This window comes from Lysinibacillus sp. FSL P2-0066 (assembly GCF_037969495.1).
Taxonomy (GTDB): Bacteria; Bacillota; Bacilli; order Bacillales_A; family Planococcaceae; genus Lysinibacillus; species Lysinibacillus boronitolerans.
This window is the reverse complement of sequence record NZ_CP150202.1, coordinates 2,171,207-2,189,905: the sequence shown is the minus strand read 5'-3', so window position 1 is coordinate 2,189,905 and position 18,699 is coordinate 2,171,207. Positions and strand designations below refer to the sequence as shown.

The 18,699-nt window shown below is 38.2% G+C and carries 17 protein-coding genes and 1 riboswitch; of the genes, 5 read left to right on the top strand and 12 right to left on the bottom strand.

Annotation, left to right across the window (positions count from 1 at the left end; translation table 11 throughout):
* Positions 1–62 precede the first annotated feature (62 nt).
* Both MKZ14_RS10830 and MKZ14_RS10825 read right to left on the bottom strand, forming a co-directional pair.
* The gene (locus MKZ14_RS10830; protein ID WP_004230088.1) at positions 63–263 is read right to left on the bottom strand and encodes a cold-shock protein; all 201 of its coding nucleotides are present in this window, start codon (positions 261–263) and stop codon (positions 63–65) included.
* Between the two features lie 222 nt (positions 264–485).
* Entirely contained in the window at positions 486–770 is a 285-nt protein-coding gene (locus MKZ14_RS10825) for a DUF1033 family protein (RefSeq protein WP_208644731.1), read from the bottom strand.
* A gap of 123 nt (positions 771–893) precedes the next feature.
* Here MKZ14_RS10825 and MKZ14_RS10820 point away from each other — a divergent pair, with 123 nt between their 5' ends.
* Positions 894–2,621, top strand: a complete 1,728-nt coding sequence (locus MKZ14_RS10820) for a globin-coupled sensor protein (protein WP_333004100.1) — start codon at positions 894–896, stop codon at positions 2,619–2,621.
* Positions 2,622–2,665: 44 nt separating this feature from the next.
* On the top strand, positions 2,666–2,947 hold the full coding sequence (locus MKZ14_RS10815) for an acylphosphatase (RefSeq protein WP_016994023.1): 282 nt from the start codon (positions 2,666–2,668) through the stop codon (positions 2,945–2,947).
* Positions 2,948–3,024: 77 nt separating this feature from the next.
* Here MKZ14_RS10815 and MKZ14_RS10810 read toward each other — a convergent pair whose 3' ends face one another.
* Positions 3,025–3,237 (bottom strand): hypothetical protein, encoded by a 213-nt coding sequence (locus MKZ14_RS10810; protein WP_036078997.1) that lies wholly within the window; start codon positions 3,235–3,237, stop codon positions 3,025–3,027.
* 372 nt (positions 3,238–3,609) lie between these two features.
* Here MKZ14_RS10810 and MKZ14_RS10805 point away from each other — a divergent pair, with 372 nt between their 5' ends.
* Together MKZ14_RS10805 and MKZ14_RS10800 are read left to right on the top strand one after the other, a co-directional pair.
* The gene (locus MKZ14_RS10805) at positions 3,610–4,260 is read left to right on the top strand and encodes a 5-bromo-4-chloroindolyl phosphate hydrolysis family protein (protein ID WP_004230101.1); all 651 of its coding nucleotides are present in this window, start codon (positions 3,610–3,612) and stop codon (positions 4,258–4,260) included.
* On the top strand, positions 4,257–5,324 hold the full coding sequence (locus MKZ14_RS10800; protein ID WP_036078996.1) for a toxic anion resistance protein: 1,068 nt from the start codon (positions 4,257–4,259) through the stop codon (positions 5,322–5,324). The genes MKZ14_RS10805 and MKZ14_RS10800 overlap by 4 nt, the downstream gene beginning before the upstream one ends.
* A gap of 46 nt (positions 5,325–5,370) precedes the next feature.
* Here the strand turns inward: MKZ14_RS10800 and MKZ14_RS10795 are convergent, their stop codons facing one another.
* The 9 genes from MKZ14_RS10795 to MKZ14_RS10755 all read right to left on the bottom strand — a co-directional run bounded on the left by MKZ14_RS10795 (position 5,371) and on the right by MKZ14_RS10755 (position 17,583).
* The gene (locus tag MKZ14_RS10795; RefSeq protein WP_016994029.1) at positions 5,371–5,568 is read right to left on the bottom strand and encodes a DUF6501 family protein; all 198 of its coding nucleotides are present in this window, start codon (positions 5,566–5,568) and stop codon (positions 5,371–5,373) included.
* 263 nt (positions 5,569–5,831) lie between these two features.
* Positions 5,832–6,563, bottom strand: coding sequence for an amino acid ABC transporter ATP-binding protein (locus tag MKZ14_RS10790; RefSeq protein ID WP_004230107.1), 732 nt, complete (start codon positions 6,561–6,563; stop codon positions 5,832–5,834).
* A gap of 12 nt (positions 6,564–6,575) precedes the next feature.
* Positions 6,576–7,301 carry an amino acid ABC transporter permease gene (locus MKZ14_RS10785; protein WP_004230111.1) on the bottom strand — a complete coding sequence of 242 codons (726 nt, stop codon included), beginning with the start codon at positions 7,299–7,301 and terminating at the stop codon, positions 6,576–6,578.
* A 169-nt stretch (positions 7,302–7,470) separates the two neighbouring features.
* Entirely contained in the window at positions 7,471–8,328 is an 858-nt protein-coding gene (locus tag MKZ14_RS10780; RefSeq protein ID WP_333004106.1) for a transporter substrate-binding domain-containing protein, read from the bottom strand.
* A 119-nt stretch (positions 8,329–8,447) separates the two neighbouring features.
* Positions 8,448–8,634, bottom strand: a riboswitch (Lysine riboswitch).
* 340 nt (positions 8,635–8,974) lie between these two features.
* Positions 8,975–10,237: a 2-oxoglutarate dehydrogenase complex dihydrolipoyllysine-residue succinyltransferase gene (odhB, locus tag MKZ14_RS10775; protein WP_048392889.1), complete on the bottom strand. Its 1,263-nt coding sequence runs from the start codon at positions 10,235–10,237 to the stop codon at positions 8,975–8,977.
* A gap of 90 nt (positions 10,238–10,327) precedes the next feature.
* Entirely contained in the window at positions 10,328–13,153 is a 2,826-nt protein-coding gene (locus MKZ14_RS10770) for a 2-oxoglutarate dehydrogenase E1 component (protein WP_339280937.1), read from the bottom strand.
* A 232-nt stretch (positions 13,154–13,385) separates the two neighbouring features.
* Positions 13,386–14,771 carry a HAMP domain-containing histidine kinase gene (locus tag MKZ14_RS10765; RefSeq protein ID WP_016994033.1) on the bottom strand — a complete coding sequence of 462 codons (1,386 nt, stop codon included), beginning with the start codon at positions 14,769–14,771 and terminating at the stop codon, positions 13,386–13,388.
* Entirely contained in the window at positions 14,768–15,442 is a 675-nt protein-coding gene (locus MKZ14_RS10760; protein WP_036078989.1) for a response regulator transcription factor, read from the bottom strand. Before MKZ14_RS10760 ends, MKZ14_RS10765 begins: the two co-directional genes overlap by 4 nt.
* Positions 15,443–15,555: 113 nt before the next feature.
* Entirely contained in the window at positions 15,556–17,583 is a 2,028-nt protein-coding gene (locus MKZ14_RS10755; protein WP_016994035.1) for a diguanylate cyclase, read from the bottom strand.
* Between the two features lie 541 nt (positions 17,584–18,124).
* On the opposite strand from MKZ14_RS10755, the gene MKZ14_RS10750 reads away from it, so the two are divergent.
* Positions 18,125–18,673, top strand: coding sequence for a GNAT family protein (locus tag MKZ14_RS10750; protein WP_339280936.1), 549 nt, complete (start codon positions 18,125–18,127; stop codon positions 18,671–18,673).
* The last annotated feature ends 26 nt before the right edge of the window (positions 18,674–18,699 follow it).

Sequence of the window (18,699 nt, the reverse complement as noted above, 5' to 3'; positions counted from 1 at the left end):
AAAAGACATCCTATTTGCATAGGATGTCTTGGGTTTAACGAAGTAATTTTAATTACTGAGAATTAAAGTTTAGTTACGTTAGCAGCTTGTGGTCCGCGGTTGCCATCTACAACTTCGAATTCCACTTTTTGACCTTCGTCAAGAGTTTTGAAACCTTCGCCTTGGATAGCTGAGAAGTGTACGAATACGTCGTTTTCACCTTCAACTTCGATAAATCCAAAACCTTTTTCTGAGTTAAACCATTTTACTGTACCTTGTTTCATTTAAGAAAACCTCCAAAAAATAAAAGTGAACAATATGTAATTTCTTCAGCGATTGAAAAAAATTCACATATTACAAAGAGTACCGAACTAACGCGATCACTTTTTGTAATATGTGAATTCATGTTTCCGGTGAAGCAATTAAATTGTTAACTCAAGTATAACTGCCATTCATAATTTTGTCAAATAAAGAAAAAATCTTTTTTACTTTTTTTCAAAATTATTTTACTTCTCTTCTATTTTACACGCAATTATTCCATGATATACTTGTGCATCATCATCGCAAGCCTCACAATAAAAGCTTTCATCCTCAGACCAAAAAGCCCAATATTGCTCCTCTTTCGTTGCCTCATTATCGTAAGAGGAACGAAAATGCGCTAATTTTTGCTGTAATGCACGTTCAAAGAGCTCCTTCGTGTCAAATGTATCCTCTGTTTGAATATAAGCTTCCCAGCCTTCAAATTTCCACCAAGGCTCATAGTCTGCTTTCATGTAAATAATTGTATACATATTTGCCCATTCCTTGCTGTCATAAGATAGTTTCATTTTAGCAAACACAACTGAAATGTCTATTAAAACCACCTGAATTATGCTATTATTACCTTATTATACATACTTTTTGGAGGTTTTTTTATGTTTTCAAGTATTCGACCTAAAGCAGAGCTAGAAGAACTACTAAAACGTGGTACAGATTTACATGCAACAGGCCGATTTTACCAAACACTGGCATTCAATCATTTCAATTCACAAGATGAGGAGCACTTAAAGGCACTCTATCAAAAGCTCAAAGATATTACCCCTTCCATGAATGCCATTTTTCATCATTATTTAAGCGAGATTTCCCCTACCTCTCAATTAATCATTAGTGAAGAAAATATTAATCAATACTTAACGCAGTTTTTCTTAGCAACTCGTGATGATCATTATGTAGACGAAACTGTCAAATTTTTCAATCTATTTCGCAAGCATCAATATGAGCCAGGTAAATTAATTGTTGTCTTCAACCAATTTGCCTTCTATATTACTACATATATTTTATATAATTTTGGAATCAAGCCGAATAAAGCATTTCAATATATGAAATCATTCCAATCCGCTGTCAATGTTGATCAAGAATTATTAGTGGAAGTGTTGACAGAGCGCATTATTGAAAATGTGGTGGGAGAAGTATCCTCTTTAATGGATGTCAATGCCAAAATTATGTACATGAAGGATTTAGTTTTTAGCCTAGATAAGCAAAATGAGGAGATTCAATCCTCTACTGCTGCAACAGAACAGATCGCTGCCTCTATCAATGAGGTTGCACGCATGTCTTCCCATATATCCGAGAAAACAACTGAATCTGTTGACCATGCTACGAAAGGTAAAAACGCAATTGAGCATGCTTTGTCGGAGATTTTTAAAACAGAAGAAACCTTTACTTCCATTGTAGACTCATTTTCAGAACTGCAAAAACGGGTAAATGATATTGAGCAAGTTGTCACATTGATCAACCAAATCGCCGATCAAACCAACCTACTCGCGCTTAATGCCTCCATTGAAGCAGCGCGTGCAGGTGAGCATGGAAAAGGCTTTGCGGTCGTTGCACAGGAAGTACGAAAGCTTGCTGAAAACACGGTATCTGCGCTAAGTGAAGTTTCTGCCAATGTTCATCATTTAAAGAGTTATTCCAACGATGTATCTAACTCGATTACAGATACAACAGCTATTATTAAAGAAGCAACCGTAGAAGCAAAAGATTCGTTACCATTATTAAATGCCATTGTTCAAGCGATTGAGGGTATTAATTTAGATGTCACAAATACAGCTGCCATTTCCCAGGAACAAGCAGCCGCGATTGATGAAGTCTCAGCAAGAATGATCCAAATTTCAAGCTTGCAGGAAGATATTCGTGATTATAGTCATAATACTTCCAGCGATATTCATTTATTAGGGAAAGAAATTAACCGCTTCCGTAATGATCTTATTGCAAACAATAATGTACAGCTTTCATCTATTGCCCTTTTACAATTATCGAAGGCGGATCATATCTTATGGAAATGGCGCATTTATAACATGTTCCTTGGTCTAGAAAACGTTGATCCAAGCGATGTTTCTTCTCATCGAGACTGTCGACTTGGCAAATGGTACACAGCACCTCGGACAGTCGAACGTTTCGGTCATTTACAGGACTATCATGAATTAGATGGCTATCATTTGCGCGTCCATGAATCAGCGAAGCTTGCGGCTGAAGCCCATAAAGCGGGTCATATCGAGCAAGCTGATGTTCATCTAAAAGAGGTCGATGAGGCATCCAAGCATGTACTCTATCACATTAATAACTTAATTGCCTATTTAGAAAAAGAACGTGTCATGCAATAATGGGGAGGTTCGCCCCTCTCCCTCATGAAGTAGGAGGTATTCCCTTGAACAAACGAGCAAGTATAAAATTTTTTGGTGATGTCTACGGCACAGGCTACCGTTTCTTCATCAAGCAAAAAGCTATTGAATTAGGGTTAAAAGGATACTGTCGATTGAATGACGCTGAACAAATTGAAGTGGAAGTGGAGGGCTCAGAAAAGGCACTCAATGAATTTCTTCTTTTTGTCCAAAAAGGCGTTAGCCCCCAAGCCGATTCCAATTCATTTTCTTTAGAATTATACGATGATTTAAAAGGCTATATACGTATGGAGTCAGACATTGTTTAATGTCTGGCTTTTTTGTTAGGGTTAAATGGCTTTTAAAATCATAAAAAAGTCATGCTCTTAAGAACATGACCTCATCATCATTTTTTGATTTTTATTTTTTGAATTGCAGCAACTAATATCGATTCATCAGTGATTTTCACATATTGATTTTTAGATTCCTTCATATACCCTTCTTTGTTTAAATAGGCTTTTACTTTTGATTTTTTCTCAAAGACTTTTTCTTTCACTTTCTGCTCACTTACTTGTTCATCGATATTTTTAGTAATAGACACCAGAAAAATTTTCGTCATCCTATATCCCCCTTTGTATCAATTACGAATTCATTTGGAAAAAGTTTCATACAAGGCCTCTAAAATTCCATTTATTAGCTTATGGATTTCATTTAACCGCTCGCTCTGAGGCAGAAGCGATCTTGAATCAAATTGCGCTCCTCTATGCAAAGACCGAATTGCAAAAAATCGCTCATTCAGATGCCAAAATGGCTCCTTAGGATTACAAAACCGACTTATTCATCGAAACAACTCACTTATTCTATGTATTATCATTGAGAAAGTTCACAAATAGCAGTAAAATTTATGTAAGGGATTAATTTTCAATGAAACTTTATGTCGATTATTTCGTATAAGAAGATAGACATATTGAAAAGCAAGGAGGATGAAACAATGCTTAGTGTCGGACAGTTTTTCTCTAGACATAGTGCCAGCTTTCTTATTTCGCTCACGACTGTTTCTATCGCAGCAATTGCGGCAAATCCTGGATTCTTCCTTGGTGGTTTACTGTTTGCGGGTTCCTATGCGACGAGTACAGCGTTGCTGAAACATAGACAAAAAAAGAAAGTCATGCAAATAGCAGGCATCACAAAAGAAGAATTCAAACATATTGAAACACAAGTATTAACAGCTAATAAGCATATTCAAACATTGAGTCAAAACTATTTACGTGTACGTTCTGTTTCTGCTTTTAAACAACTACTTGAAATGACACGTATCTCCAAAAATATCGTCAAAATCGTCAAGACAGACCCACGTAAATTTTATAATGTGGAACCATTTTTCTATGCACACTTACCTTCTGCTGTGGAATTAACGGATAAATATACGATGCTTTCAAAGCAGCCTGTGAAGGATAAGGAAATTCAATTGACCTTATCAAAAACACGTGAAACCCTAACAGATTTGAATGATACAATTCAAATTGATTTAAAGGATGCGCTTGCTAATGATATCGATCATCTGCAAATGGAGATTGAATTCGCAAATCGTTCCAATCTTAGACGTAGAGAACAATTGGACTGGCGAGGCGATGATAAATGACAGCAAACGAACACGCATTTCAACTAAATACCATACCAGGGCTTTCTCCACTAGTCCAATCCTATTTAGAAACAACTCCACAAAACGAGGCGATGGCGACTTATGAAACGCTATCGCCTCTTGCACAAAGTCGTGCATTACTATATGCCAGTCAAATTGATTTGACTGATTTTGAATCATTGCTGTCCCTTGGGCAAGATTCACAGCGAGCTCTGTCTCAATTTGCCGACCGCATGCTTGCTCAAGTAAAACAAAAGGACGTTACAAAAATTGGCCAAATGCTTGATTCTTTAATGCAGACGTTAGATCGAGTAGATCCGACAGCCTTGGAACCAAAGAAGCAAACCTTTTTCAAAAAAATCTTTGGCAAAACCGAGCCTACTGTAAAGCAAACACTAACAGAATTTGAACGTATTAGTATACAGGTGGAGCGTATTGGTGTACAGCTGGAACGTGCACAGCTCCAGCTGATAAAGGATGTTGAAAACCTAGAGGCGCTTTATGCCCATAATCGAGGATTTTTTGAGGAATTGGCAACTGCCATTGCCGCAGGACAAATGAAGAAGCAGCAAGCCATTGAGGTAGAGCTACCTGCACAAATAACGAGTGTCCAAGCAAGCAAACAGCCACTTGCGATCCAGCAATTAAATGACTTTGCTGCTCAAATTGAAAGACTGGATCAACGTATTTATGATTTACAAGTATCACAGCAAGTCGCGCTCCAAACAGCTCCTCAAATCCGTATGATTCAGCAGGCCAATCAAACGTTAGCTGAAAAAATTGAATTTTCTATCGTTACCTTAATTCCGCTCTGGAAAAATCAACTGGCGATGATGCTGTCCATGCATATGGATCATCATTATGCACGTTTAGAAGAACGATTATCAAGGGCCCATGATCGCTTCTCAAGTCCTACGTTTGAACAGCAAGTTTCGAAATTTAAAGAAACACAGCGAGAATTACAAACAGCGATTAAGGATGTCTTTGCACTGCATACAGCAACCGAACAAGAGAAACAACAGCTGCAAGATGTAGCGGGTGCTCAAGGCTATCAGCGGGATTAAAAAAAATGGGTGGCTCAGCAAATGCTCTGAACCACCCTGTTTTTATTTATTCAAAATAATCTTTATAATAGCCGCCGACATTTCCTGTGTTGTCGATAATAAAAATGAACTCTTCTGTTTCGTTTTTCACTTCATATTCTTTGCCTACTGTTAACACGTTTGATACTAAGTATTTCGATGCATTTGTATGTTTGCAAGTAACCGTTCGTAATGTTGGCGCATCTTTCCATTTTAAATGTAACATATTCTCTCTACCTCTCTTTACTAGCAAAAGCTAATGTCTATTGCTTATTTTATAATATTTTTGGTCTTTTGTGGAGAAAAAAGAAATACTATACCTATTCTATCCAAAAAAAATGAAAATTTGAGGTGTTATGATGAGTTTTGGTGGTGTACCGCAATGGTTTTTTATCATTGCTGTAGCATTCGCAATCTGCTTTGTACTTTATGCAGAATGGAATTCTAGAAAATAAGTGAGTCCAACAGGTTGGACTCACTTTTTTGTGCTTATTTTAATGTACGCTTTAAAAATTCCTTCGTACGTTCATGTTGTGGATTGACTAATACTTGTGCTGGAGGGCCTTCTTCCACAATTACACCTTTATCCATAAAGACAACACGATCTGCTACTTCTTTGGCAAATTCCATCTCATGTGTCACGATGAGCATCGTATTGCCCTCGTTTGCTAGCTGACGCATTACCTTTAATACCTCACCCACCATTTCTGGGTCTAATGCGGATGTTGGCTCATCGAATAGCATTACATCAGGATTCATTGATAAGGCACGAGCGATGGCCACACGCTGCTTTTGTCCGCCTGAGAGTTGACGGGGCTTGGCATTCACATATTGATCCATGCCAACGATTTTCAAGTATTTAAGCGCCGTTTCTTCTGCTTCTTTTTTCGAACGTTTTAACACTTTGATTTGGCCCACCGTGCAATTACTTATGACATTGTGGTTGTTAAATAAATTGAACTGCTGGAACACCATGCCTAAATGTGTGCGATATTCTTGAATATTGTGCTTTTCATCTAGGATGTCTTCCCCTTTATAAATAATTTGACCGCCACTTGGCGTTTCTAATAAATTTATGCAACGAAGCAATGTGGATTTACCAGAGCCAGAGGAGCCAATTAAACAAACTACCTCCCCTTTTTCCACTTGGAAATTCACATCTTTTAACACTTGGTTACGTCCAAATGATTTACTTAAATGCTCGATTTTAATGACTGCCATTTGTGCGTCCCCCTATACGGCTTCTTTTTGTTCTTTTTGATAGGCATCAGGACCATCTAGACGTTTTTCAACATACAGAAGGATGCGAGATGCGGTAAATGTCATGATGAAATAAAGAACACATGCAACGAAGAATGATTCGAAGTAACGGAAGTTGTTACCCGAAATTGATTTTGTTTGGAAGAATAATTCCGTTACCCCAATGACATTTAATACGGCTGTATCTTTAATATTCATGATTAATTGGTTACCTGTCGCTGGTAAAACATTACGCGCTACTTGTGGTAAGACAACATGAAGCATAATTTGGAAGTGATTCATGCCAATTGCTGATGCTGCCTCGTATTGACCATTATCAATGGAGACAATACCGCCACGAACAATTTCTGCCATATAAGCCCCTGTATTGAGGGAAACGACTAAAATACCTGCTGTAATAAAGTGCATATCGATACCGAATGCGATATCTAATCCGTAGTAGACAACCATAGCCTGTACAATCATTGGTGTACCACGGAAAAATTCAACATAGCATGTCAGTATAAAATTAATGAGCTTTAAGCTATAAAATTTCACACCTTTTTTACGAACTGGAATCGTATGCATAATTCCGATGAAAAATCCGATAAATGCACCAATAATTGTACTAATACTCGAAATCAGTAACGTATAATACGCACCTCGTAAAAACATTTGCCAGTTGTTTTCAATAATTGAAAGTATCCATTCAAGACTCATGATGTTCCTCCTAACAATGTCATCTTGCTTGCTTATTTTTTTGTGCCCTAGCTCTTTCTACCATTCTATGATTTGTCACGCTAGGACATTATCATTATGTAGAGAGGTTCTCATTTTGATAATGATGAAATGATCATGCACGGACTATTTGCTAGTCCGTGCCATGTCATTATTGTGCTGCGGGTTGTTGAGAAATAGCTTCTTCCATAATCGCTTGACGATCATCTTCTGAAATGCCTTTTAGGATTTCATTGATTTTTTCACGATTTGCGTCATCTTTACGTAAGCCTACAGCAATTGAAGTATTTGAGAGGTCTGTATCAAAGCCTTCTTCAAATGCTACATATGTGAATTTATCGTTGGCAGCAGAAGCGGAAATGCCCTCTGGACGTTCAGCTACATAGCCATCAATTTTACCTGCTTCTAAAGCCACACGCATTGCTGGGAAGCTCTCCATTGCCGTTTGTTTTTCTACACCTTTAATTTGGTCAATCACTGTGTAGTTAGATGTATTTAATTGTGATGTAATTTTAGCACCTGAGAAGTCTTGAATCGATTTTGCGTCTTCATATTTGCTACCTTTTTTAATAACCATAACAAAATCAGAAGTATAATAGTTTTCTGTAAAATCAATTGTTTTCTTACGTTCTTCTGTTGGTGACATACCTGCGATAATTGCATCAATTTTGTTCGATTGTAGCGCTGGAACTAATCCGTCCCACTCCATTTTAACAATGACTAACTCTTTGCCTAAACCTTCAGCAATTTTCTTTGCCATTTGTACATCATAGCCACCTGCATACTCTGCATTATCCGCAATTTTCACTGCGCCATTTGCATCGTCTTGCTGTGTCCAGTTGAACGGTGGGTAGCCAGCCTCCATTCCGATTCGGAATTCACCGCCGCCTTCTTCTTTGTCAGTTCCAGCATCACTTGAACCGCCCTCTTTTTTGTCACTCGTGCCACATGCAGCTAGCACAATTGCCGTCATGATAGAGATCATTACTAACAACCATTTTCTTTTCATGAAAAACTCCCCTTTTCTGTAAAAAAATAAGACAACTGTACTAAAAAAGACCTAAGTATATTGAACTTAGGTCTTACCTTTTATGACAGTTGCCCAAATCCTCACTATAATTTCCATGTTTCCGAGATAGCACAACCTAGTAAATCTGGAAATCCATTTACTAGGACAGTCCTGCACTTATTCACTGCAGACCCAGTATAAAAGTACGAGCTCCTTTTATACTTCGGCGATATTTCCTTCTTCATTGCGTCTTCGCTTGCTTGTACTCAACAATGAACTAATAAATACCGCGCCTCTACCTCACTGGTAAAAATCCGTGAGGTTTGTTTATTTAATTGATATTTAGATACTACTATAAAACTAATATGTTCGTCAAGACGATTTTGACATTTTTCTGACTAATGACAATATTAGGATATTGCGCGTTCTGTATCCATTTTAAATCGTTGAGCTTTCGTCGATATTTCTGAAAATTACAACAAATTTTTATTATAGACTACGTGATCTATGTGAGAAAAGTTGTGTTTATTTCTTTTTTGCTCCTCTTAACGATATAACATTAGTACTCTTTCAAAACTAGAATTGGCCAAACCTTTCGTCATGCACAAAAAACCCTGCTGAACATTGTTCGCAGGGTCTAATGACATTATGAATTTAATAATAAATCTTCAGGATTTTCGATTAATTCTTTAACCGTTTTTAAGAATCCTACAGAATCTTTACCATCGATGATACGGTGATCGTATGAAAGTGCTACATACATCATTGGACGGATTTGAACTTCACCATTTACTGCAACGGGACGGTTTACAATTGAGTGCATACCTAAAATACCAGCTTGTGTACCGTTCATAATTGGTGTTGACATTAATGAACCGAATACACCACCATTTGTGATTGTGAATGATCCACCAGCCATGTCATTTAAGCCTAATTTTTTATCACGAGCTTTTGTCGCTAAGTTAGCGATATCTTTTTCGATTTCTGCAAAGTTTTTGCTATTTGCATCGCGTACAACTGGTACGACTAAACCTTCTTCAGTCGATACAGCAATACCGATATCAAAGAAGTTATTTAAATGAATTTCATCGCCAGAGATTTGAGCGTTTACGTATGGGTATTTTTTCAGTGCTGCAACAACAGCTTTAGTGAAGAATGACATGAAACCAAGTTTGATGTCGTTTGCTTTTACAAACTCTTCTTGTTTACGTTTACGAAGTGCCATGATGTTTGTCATGTCAATTTCGTTGAATGTTGTTAACATTGCTGTTGATTGTTTAACTTCTAATAAACGTTTTGCAATTGTTTGGCGACGACGGCTCATTTTTTCAATTGTTACACGGTCAGAATTAGCTGCTGGTGTGAATACTACTGGGCCACCTGAAGTTGCTACGGATGTAGGTGCTGCTGCTGGTGCTACAGCTGGTGCTGTACCATGAGCTGCTACATCTTGTACACGTACACGTCCTTGTGGATCTACTGGAGATACCGCGGCAAGGTCAATACCTTTTTCACGTGCAAGACGACGTGCTGCTGGAGATGCAACTACACGCTCACCAGAAGTTTCTTCTACTACTGGAGCTGCTGCAACTGGTGCAGGTGCTGCTTGTGGCGCTGCTGGTGCAGGTGCTGCCTCAGTTGGTGCTGCCGCTGCTGGAGCTGCTGCTGCGCCTTCGCCTGCTTCTACTACTGCGATAACTTGACCAACTAGTACAGTATCGCCTTCTTCAGCTAAAATTTGTGTTAATACACCTGCTTCTTCAGAAATGATCTCAGCGTTTACTTTATCTGTTTCAAGTTCAACGATGAATTCACCTTTTTCAACGCGATCGCCCACTTTTTTTACCCACTGTGCGATACTACCTTCTGTAATCGATTCTGCTAATTCAGGGACTTTAATTTCAGCCACTTTCATTTCCTCCTTTGATTAACGTGCATGACGCACATAGAAGGGCTACTGCTTAAGGGCAAGTAGCCCGGTTTCAAAAATTGATATATGTTATTTAACCTTTACTGGCTCAGCAACCGCTTCTTCAATAAGAGCTGCTTGTGCTGCTTTATGAGAATCTGCATCCCCTTCAGAAGTTGAGCTCATTGCAGGACGGCCTACATAGCGAAGTTTTTTACCTTCTGAAAGTTCATATAATGTTTCTAATGCATAATTCCATGAGCCTTGGTTTTTAGGTTCTTCTTGTACCCAAACAATCTCTTTTGCATTAGGATACTTAGCAATGATACCAGCTACTTGCTCTTTTGGGAATGGGTAAAGTTGTTCTACACGAATAATGTGTAGGTGATCGAAGCCTTCGCCGTCTTTCACGCGCTCTGCTAAGTCGATCATCACTTTACCTGTACCTAAAACGATACGCTCTACAGCTTCTGGTTTAGCCCCTAAGCCTGGTTGTTCAATCACTTCTTGGAATGAACCATTTGCTAATTGCTCAGCATTCGCCGCAGCTAATGGGTGACGTAATAATGATTTTGGTGATACGACTACAAGTGGACGTACCCCTTCTGTACCTAATAATGCTGCTTGACGGCGTAATAAGTGGTAGTAGTTTCCTGCATTTGAACAGTTCGCTACAAACCAGTTATTTTCAGCTGACATTTGTAAATAGCGTTCCATACGGCTTGAAGAGTGCTCTGGACCTTGACCTTCATAACCATGAGGTAAAAGGATAACTAGACCAGATTTTTGACCCCATTTTGAGCGTGCCCCTGAAATAAAGTTATCAAACATCACTTGTGCCATATTCGCAAAGTCACCGAATTGTGCTTCCCATACTGTTAGTACATGGCTATTTTCTAGGTTGTAACCATACTCAAAGCCTACCACCCCAGCTTCAGTCAGTGGAGAGTTGTGTACTGTAAAGGATGCGTTCGCACCAGAAATATGGTGTAGTGGTGTGAAGACATTGCCATTGTTTTTATCATGCAGTACTAAGTGACGTTGAGAGAATGTACCACGTTGTGCATCTTGACCTGTAAAGCGTACTGGTGTGCCATCTTGAATAATCGTTGCATACGCTAAAGTTTCAGCATGACCCCAGTCAACTTTTGCAGACGCGTAAGCATCACGGCGTTTTTCTAAGATTTTACCAAGCTTTTTCTGTGGTTCGAAGTTTTCTTCAAACACTAAAAGCTCTTCATTGATTTTTTCTAAACGTTCCGCACCTACTGCTGTATCAATTTGTGGGAACTCTACTTTTAATTCTTCTGGCATTTCTAAATGATGATGATCATCTTTTTCTGCCATTTCTTTGACGTGGTCATAGGCTGCTTGCATTTCTGCATAGATAGCTGTATCTAGTGCCGCTACATCATCAGCAGTTACAAGACCTTCTGCCACTAATTGTGCACCATATAATGCACGCACTGTTTCATGTTTAGACACTAATTTGTATGTTTCTGGGTTTGTCACGGTTGGGTCATCTGTTTCATTATGACCATGGCGACGGTAACCTACTAAGTCCACAATAATGTCTTTGCCAAATGTTTGACGGTAGTTTGCTGCAAAACGACCAACTTGTGCTACTGCCTCTGGGCTATCTGCATTGACATGGATTACTGGTACTTCATAGCCTTTTGCTGGGTCAGAAGAATACACAGAAGAACGAGAATCATAATGTTCCGTTGTGAAACCGATCATATTGTTTGCGATAATGTGGATTGTTCCACCTGTTGTAAAGCCTTCTGTTTTAGCGAAGTTTAACACTTCAGTTACAATCCCTTGACCTGGGAAGGCAGCATCACCATGCACAAGAATGCCTAAGCCCTTTGTACGGTCGAAAACAGGTTGCCCTGGTTTAGACGTATCATCTTGTGTTGCACGAGTAGCACCAAGTACGACTGGATTGCCTACTTCTAAGTGAGATGGGTTGTAAGCCAATTTCACGTTCATACCAGATTCACGGTTGTAAGAAGCCCCCATGTGGTATTTCACATCACCTGTCCATCCTTTTGTAATTTCAAGGCGGCCATGCTCTGGCATAAATAAATCATTGGAAACATGTGCAAAATCAGAGAACATCATGTCATAAGGTTTATTTAAAATGTGTGTTAAAACGTTTAAGCGACCACGGTGTGCCATACCAATACGTACGTTTTCCACATTTTTCGCTTCTGCCGTTTTAATGATTTCATCAAATAGAACGATTTGCGTGTCTAAGCCCTCACCAGAGAAACGCTTTTGTCCTACAAATGTTTTATGAATAAATTTCTCGAAATTTTCAACGCGAGTTAAACGATCTAATAAGGCTTTCTTCTCATCCGCAGATAATGCTTGTTTGAATGAGCCTGATTCGATTTGCGCTTGAATCCAATCACGTTCTTCAGTAGCTACTACGTGACCATATTCAAATGCTACTTTATCTGTATAAATAGCTTTTAAATAGTCGATTGCATCCTTACCATTTTTCACGTTTGCTGGCACATCTTTGAAGAAGATTGCTGCAGGAATTTCAGCTAAATCTGCAGCGCTTAAGTTGAACGCGCTTTCTTCAATTTGAGCTGTTTGTAGTTCACGGTTTTTCAGAGGATAAATATCTGCCGCTAAATGACCGCGTGAACGAATTGCATCTGCTAGTTTTACAGCGGCTAACACTTTTTTGTAATCGCCAGCAGGAGCCGCTGCTGTATGACTAGCTACAGCTACTTCACCTTCTACTACTACTGGTGCACCAAATTGTTGGAATAAAGAAACTAACTCCGGTTCTACTTCTTCAGGAGACTGTAAGAATAAGTCGTATTGCTCCATCACATATCCTAGGTTAGGACCAGAGAAAGCTGACCATGGAGAACTTACAGTTGTAACGTTGTTCGACATGAAAAATGACCTCCAAATTTTGCCTTTCGGCAGTTCCATTAATTAAATTGCAATTAATTATATAATATTTAGCCGTTCTTTAAAAGAATGTTTCACACTACTTTACCATATTTTAAAGAACGTTTTTTCCATCTCAATCTTACTACTCTTCACAAAAAATACAACTCTTTTTAGCAAATTAAGCAATTTTTTTCGCAAAGGATAGAATAATGAAATAAAGCGTGTATTTTTCTTAATATTTTAGTGGGATTTTCAGCGAGAAAACGGTTCCAATATGAACCTCACTCTTGACTTCTACTGTTGCATTGTATTTTTCAAGTAACATCTTCGAAATACTAAGCCCTAAGCCTGTTCCACCAATTTGGCGATTTCTTGCTTCATCCACTCGATAAAAACGATCAAAGATAAACGGAATATTGTCTGGTGCTATTCCTATACCATTATCAGCAATTTCTAAACATGCATAATTTCCAGCAACAGAAATAGAAATTTGTATCTCAGGAATTTTTTCACAATAACGAATAGCATTTTCTATTATATTACGGACGATTTGACTTAGTGCATTTTCGGTGATAAATAATGGACCGATTTCACCATGTTTCGACAGCGACATTCGCGCTTGTGGATGAACAAGCCTAAGCTCATCCATTACTGCTTCAATGACCACTAGTGCATTGGCCTCACTTGTTTCATCTTTTTCCTCACGGCGTGCAAGCTCTAATAATTCCTCAATCATTTTGCGCATACGTGCAATTTCTGTTAAGGAGGTATCAATGGATTCCTCTAATATGGCAGGATCATGTTTGCCCCACCTTTTTAAAAGAGAAAGATGCCCTTCAATTGCTTGAATAGGCGTACGCAGCTCATGTGAAGCATCCGCGACAAATTGCTGCTGCTGGGTAAATGAGATTTGGAGCTCATTCATCATGGCATTGTACATTTTCAGTAAATCTCCAATTTCGTCATGTGATGTATAGGTTAGCTGTATTGGCTCATTAAATCCTTGATCCATTACTGTTTTCATGGATGCACGCAATTCATGTAGTGGCTTCATTAAATAGTTCGCTAGATAATAGCCAATAGAGCCAGATAACACTAAGGCTCCTAACCCTGCAATCAGCATGGCTGTCAAGAGATAATGCATGAGAGATTGAAAACTAGTTAACGGATGAATCACTTGAATATAGCCTTGGAAAAAGCCCATCCGAATCGGTTCATTGATGACCAGCACATCCTGCTTATCAATGGTCATCTCAAAAATTTCTTGCAACGAATTAAGTGGTGCAGCAGCAGAGGTATCATTGATCCGTAAAATATCCACACCATCTGCATTAAATATTCGGACCGTCTCATCACGATCCGCAATCGATTTGAGCAAGCCTGTATTTTGCTGAATTTGCTGAATGGTAATTGTAGGACCCTGTGACTCAAAAAAAGAGATGATATCCTTACTTGTCCGATTGACCTTACTCTCCTCATCGTTTAATAACCATGTATGCAAAGAAAGATAGACGACTACACAAATAATCGTAAAGCTAATAAAGATGACACTGCTTGAGGTCAGCATCCATTTTTTCTGCAACGACTGCTGACGCAAATAATTTCTTAATCTATTCATTCTCGCATCACATACCCGACACCGCGAACGGTTTCAATATAATCGTTCATTGCCCCTGGGAGCTTTGTTCGTAAATGTCTGATATAAACATCTACCACATTGGTCTCAATATCCGTATCATAACCCCAAACCGATGTTAAAATATGCTCTCGTGTACAGACTCTATTTTTGTGCTCGATTAATAGTTTCAGTAAGTCATATTCTGTCTTTGTTAGGTCAAGTTTATTCCCCTGAACGAAAACTTCATAGGCTGCTACATCTATTTCAATATCCCTTAGGCATAAAGATTCACTGCTTGTCTGCTCTGGTGTGACACGACGTAAAATCGTCCGTATTCTAGCCAGCAGCTCTTCAATCGCAAAAGGCTTGACGATATAGTCATCTGCCCCTGCATCGAGTCCTGCTACACGATCCATCACAGCATCTCGTGCCGTTAATAAAATAATCGGCACTTGTGATTGTGTACGGATACGACGACAAATCTCAATTCCATTAATGCTCGGTAACATCACATCCAGTAAAAGTACATCAAAATTTTCGGATGTTGCCAAAGCCAATCCTTCTCGACCATCATAGGCAGTTTTCACTTCATAGCCTTCGTGCTGTAATTCAAGTTCAACAAAACGAGCAATATGCTTCTCATCTTCTACCAACAATATCTTCTTAGGCATCGTATCACCTTCTATTCCAAAATAACGATGTAGGATATTTATCCCTATACTGTTATAGCATAACATCAAATAAAAAGTCTGTCTCACAAGGAAAACCTTGTGGACAGACTTTTTTAGTGTATGTCGGAAATAGAGAGGTTGTTTTTCCCCAATTCCTTTGATTTATATAATGCTTGGTCAGCTAAATCCATTAGCTCATCCAGTGTTTGTGCATGGTCTGGGTAATAGGCAATGCCAATAGAAGCAGTGGGTGTAAAAAGATGGTCCTCTATCATCCAGCCTTCTGCTAATTCATCGCGTATCCGACGAATAATATGCATAATTTGATGATGTCTTTTTTCTTGATCTCTCGTTAAGCCAGTTAAGATGACAATAAATTCATCGCCACCTATTCGAATAACTAGATCATGGCTTCGAACTGTTTTGTTCAAGGAAATGCCGAATCGCTGAATAAACGCATCGCCCGTCTCATGGCCAAAGCGATCATTCACTTCTTTAAAATCGTCACCATCTAAATAGAGCATCGCCACACAAGTTTGATTTTCATTTGCTTCTGCTAGGATTTTAGGAAACTCCTTTTGTAAAAAGCGCCGATTTGGTAGCTGTGTTAAGGCGTCATGATAGGCTAGATACAGCAAATCATTTTCTCTTTCTTTGCGATGCGTAATTTCACGAGACACCATCATAATTTGCGAAACCTTTTCACGTTCAGGATCATGCACAACTGTGACATTTCCTTCTGTCCATATCGGTGTTCCATCCTTCGCCTTCAGTAAAAGCTCAAACTGTGAATCTGTTTGTCCCGTATAATTATTTAAGAATGTTTGCCACTCGCCTTTACTTTCTCGATCAATAATGTCACTGTAAAATTGTCCTTGTAGCTCTACATTTTCATACCCTAAATAAATACCATACGACGGGGAAGCATAGATAATGATGCCATCCTCATTTGTAATCACAATTAAGTCATTTGTATTTTCCGTGATGAGCCGGAAAGTACGTTCAATATTTTTTAATTCTGTGAACATTCTTTTCTTATCTGTAATATCATAGTTAATGGTTAAAATTTGTTCGATTTGACCAAACTCATCTTTTAATGGAACGATGGTAGCTTCTACCCAGTAATCGGCATGATATTTCGTTCGATAACAAAGCTCTCCACGCCACATCCCCATCGTATCCAGCTTATCTTCAATTATTTGTAAAAGATTTTGCCCACGGAATCGAGGTTCGATTAATGCGTAGGGCTGACCGATTAACTCCTCTGCCGTGTAGCCAGAAGCCTGTAAAAACATATCACTCACTTCAGTAATATTCCCTTTATTATCTAATACGGCAATGGCCGTAGCTGAGTTTAATGCCGATTTAAATACCTCTAGCCCGTGAGACTTCGAACGTAATTCTGCTTTTTGTATAGTAAATTGTGTAAAATCCTGCATGATTAGAAATATGGCAAAGGAATTATCATCCTGCATCACTGGTGATAGTGACAGCAAATACATGCGTTCCTGCTGGTCCATTGTATGCAATTTAATGAACTTCTCGCCAACGTTTTCCCCTCTTGCAGCTTTTTGCAAACAAATTTTAAGTTGTTCAACTTCTTCTTTTGGAATAATTGGTAAATCCACAAACATTTTTTGTTTGACGGTTTCATTATCTAATTGAAAATCATCCATAAAGCTTGAATTCACTTCGTATATTATGCCCTCAGCCGATAAAATGACCGTAGAAAAAAAGGCATGGTCAAACATGGACCGCATAAATAAAAATTTATCTTCAATACTACGGTCATAGAGTATTTCCTTCGTAATGGCTAATATATAGTCTTCATTCTTATATTTCAACGGTCTGACGGATGTTTCATATTTACGAACCTCCGACTGAACATATGCATAATCTACATAGTCAACCTGTTTATGTTCTCTAATTGCCTCATCATAATTTTTCTGAATGATCGAAAAATTACGCTTTGAGGTAACGGTCGAAATCATTTTGCCAATCGCCTCATTCGATAACAGATCTTGAGCTGCTTGATTTAAGCGAATATATTGATAATCGTCCCCTACTTTTTTCACGAGAAAAACAAAATCCTTGCCAATAAATAATGAGTTAAAGAAATCTTCGCTTAAAATATACTCCATGCTGTCACCTCCAGAAAAGCCCTTGCCATCATGATAGAAATGTTCATATGTATGTTTCGTGAGATTAAAAATAATACTACTATTATAACATAAAAATAAAAAATTACCTTTCTAGAATCATAAAATTTATATCCTTTTAAGGATAACATTTGATATATTACCTATTATAACAAGTAACCAATACTACTAAAGATGTAGATAAATGATTAATATTAGATAAAATTGATAGGATAGGCTTAATGTTATAAAACAACAATATTATCGATCATCTCGTTTCATTTATCAGAATTTACTGACTATTAAACTCAAATTTTGTTTTTTACGAGCAAAATAATTGCATCAAGCAGATTATATGTTATATTATATTTAAAAAACTAGCCTTTTTTCGGTATGGTCGAAATCAGTAAGACAGCGGGAGATTATGGAATATCATAGTTATAACGTCTAGTTCTTTGGGTTTTAATTCCAGTACGAATTTTAGTTTTCTTCTTTATGCTTCAACGGAATTGTTTTAACTACCCTAGTAAAGGAGGCGTTTCGTATGCTTAAACATCGAGACCTGCATGAATGTACAGAGCTTTATGAGCTATTATCACACCCTTCTGTATTCCCTTTTGTCCGTCAAAAAGCCACATCCGCTGATGAATATTGGTTTATGACAAAACAACTGATTGAAGAGGAAGCGAGAGGACTCGCTATCTCGAGGACCATAACTGATGATTGGGGTCAACCAATCGGCACCATTAGTATTCACGATGTGGAGGACGGTGCAGGCTTTCTAGGAACGTGGATTGGACTCCCTTACCAAGGTAAAGGTTATAATCAAAAAGCAAAAATGTTATTTTTGAACGAGTTATTTTTTGACTATAATTTTCATACGGTCTTTCTCCGTATACGTGTTGAAAATTTAAAATCACAACGTGCTGCTTTAAAGCTTCCTTATGTGGTGAGCGCCAATGAAAGTCATCCAACATTATTAGCGCAGGTTAATAGCGGTGAGGCACAATTTAATTTATTTAAAATTCCAAAAGATTTATTCTACCTAACAACGGCACATCAATTGCAAGAGGGCGAAGAGCAAGCAATGTAGTGTGCGATATATATAAAAGAGAAGCT

Coding starts and splice junctions, on each gene's coding strand:
- MKZ14_RS10755 (WP_016994035.1), bottom strand. CDS start 17,583: ATGGAGTATATTTTAAGCGAAGATTTCTTTAACTCATTATTTATTGGC.
- MKZ14_RS10820 (WP_333004100.1), top strand. CDS start 894: ATGTTTTCAAGTATTCGACCTAAAGCAGAGCTAGAAGAACTACTAAAA.
- MKZ14_RS10795 (WP_016994029.1), bottom strand. CDS start 5,568: ATGTTACATTTAAAATGGAAAGATGCGCCAACATTACGAACGGTTACT.
- MKZ14_RS10780 (WP_333004106.1), bottom strand. CDS start 8,328: ATGAAAAGAAAATGGTTGTTAGTAATGATCTCTATCATGACGGCAATT.
- MKZ14_RS10790 (WP_004230107.1), bottom strand. CDS start 6,563: ATGGCAGTCATTAAAATCGAGCATTTAAGTAAATCATTTGGACGTAAC.
- MKZ14_RS10830 (WP_004230088.1), bottom strand. CDS start 263: ATGAAACAAGGTACAGTAAAATGGTTTAACTCAGAAAAAGGTTTTGGA.
- MKZ14_RS10760 (WP_036078989.1), bottom strand. CDS start 15,442: ATGCCTAAGAAGATATTGTTGGTAGAAGATGAGAAGCATATTGCTCGT.
- MKZ14_RS10765 (WP_016994033.1), bottom strand. CDS start 14,771: ATGAATAGATTAAGAAATTATTTGCGTCAGCAGTCGTTGCAGAAAAAA.
- MKZ14_RS10825 (WP_208644731.1), bottom strand. CDS start 770: ATGTATACAATTATTTACATGAAAGCAGACTATGAGCCTTGGTGGAAA.
- MKZ14_RS10750 (WP_339280936.1), top strand. CDS start 18,125: ATGCTTAAACATCGAGACCTGCATGAATGTACAGAGCTTTATGAGCTA.
- MKZ14_RS10785 (WP_004230111.1), bottom strand. CDS start 7,301: ATGAGTCTTGAATGGATACTTTCAATTATTGAAAACAACTGGCAAATG.
- MKZ14_RS10800 (WP_036078996.1), top strand. CDS start 4,257: ATGACAGCAAACGAACACGCATTTCAACTAAATACCATACCAGGGCTT.
- MKZ14_RS10810 (WP_036078997.1), bottom strand. CDS start 3,237: ATGACGAAAATTTTTCTGGTGTCTATTACTAAAAATATCGATGAACAA.
- MKZ14_RS10805 (WP_004230101.1), top strand. CDS start 3,610: ATGCTTAGTGTCGGACAGTTTTTCTCTAGACATAGTGCCAGCTTTCTT.
- MKZ14_RS10770 (WP_339280937.1), bottom strand. CDS start 13,153: ATGTCGAACAACGTTACAACTGTAAGTTCTCCATGGTCAGCTTTCTCT.